Here is a 1194-nt window from a genome sequence, read left to right as displayed (position 1 = left end):
TGACGCCACTCGGCATATTCGTACCGGGCCTCCGGCAGGGGCCGCAGCGCCGGCCGATCGGTCTTCTCGAACAGCTCCCGCCGGCTGACGCCGAGGTGGCGCATGACGCGGGCGTTGAGGTCGACGGTCAGCCGCTCGATCTCGGTCGCCAACTCGTCGAGGCCGAAGAAGGTCCGGTTGCGCAGCCGCGCCAGGATCCAGCGCTCGACGATCTGGACGCCGACCTCGACCTTGGCCTTGTCGCGCGGCTTGCGCGGCCGGGTCGGCAGCACGGCGACGCCGTAGTGCTCGGCCATCTCCCGGTAGGTCGCATTGATCGTCGGCTCGACCCGCGAGGCCTTGGTCACCCCGGCCTTCAGGTTGTCGCAGACCACCAGCTCCGGCACGCCGCCGAGGGCCTCGAAGGCTGCGACATGGGCAGCGATCCAGTCCGGCAGCTTCTGGCTCCAACTCGGCCGAACGAAGGTGAAGTTCGACGCGCCGAGCACCGCGATGAAGATCTGCGCGTCTCTCACCTCGCCGGTTTGCGGGTCGACGATCGGCACGGTGTGGCCGGCGTAGTCGACGAACAGCCGCTCGCCGGCGCGGTGGGACTGACGCATGGTCGGCGACAGCCGCCCGCTCCATTCCCGGAAGCAGTCACAGAACCAGGAATAGCCGTAACCGTCGGGATGGGCGGCGCGGTACTCCTCCCACAGGAGCCGGAGCGTCACGCCCTTGCGCCGCAACTCCTTGGCTACCGCCGGCCAGTCTGGAGCCGCTCGCTCGTCCGGCAGCGTGGACTGCGGCGGGAACAAGTGCCGCTCCAGCGCCTCGTCGTCGAGGTTCTCCGGCAGGGGCCAGCCGAGCCCGGCCGACGTGGCGCGGCCGATGTACTCCCTCACCGTCGACGGGCCGACGCCCACCAATGGCGCGATCCGACGCTTGGTCAGCCCGCAGGCGAAGTGCAGGCGTAGGACTTCTCTGATCTTGCGCATCGCGACTCTCTCGGCGGGCATCGCTTCTCCTCTTCGCTCCGGGCGTCGAGGAGGAGGTTAGCCGCCATGGCCAGTGGGCCCGGTCGCGCGTCTGACGAGGTGGTCGCCTTCCACCGGATTCGGTGGTCGGGATCCCGTGGAACAGGTGGTCGGATTGCCGTGGATTCGGTGGTCGCATTCCCGTGGAATCGCTGGTCGCCTTGCTCCGGATTCCGCA

At 69.0% G+C, this 1194-nt stretch carries 1 protein-coding gene; it reads right to left on the bottom strand.

What is annotated here, in order from left to right:
* Window positions 1-977, bottom strand: a 977-nt coding sequence (gene istA / locus V5F77_RS28880; protein WP_429008484.1) for an IS21 family transposase, incomplete at its 3' end; no start/stop codon positions are given.
* Window positions 978-1194: the final 217 nt, after the last annotated feature.

Origin of the sequence: Roseixanthobacter psychrophilus (assembly GCF_043195195.1) — a bacterium.
Lineage (GTDB): Bacteria > Pseudomonadota > Alphaproteobacteria > Rhizobiales > Xanthobacteraceae > NCEH01.
The sequence above is the reverse complement of the archived record's forward strand: the minus strand, read 5'-3'. Positions and strand labels throughout refer to the sequence as shown.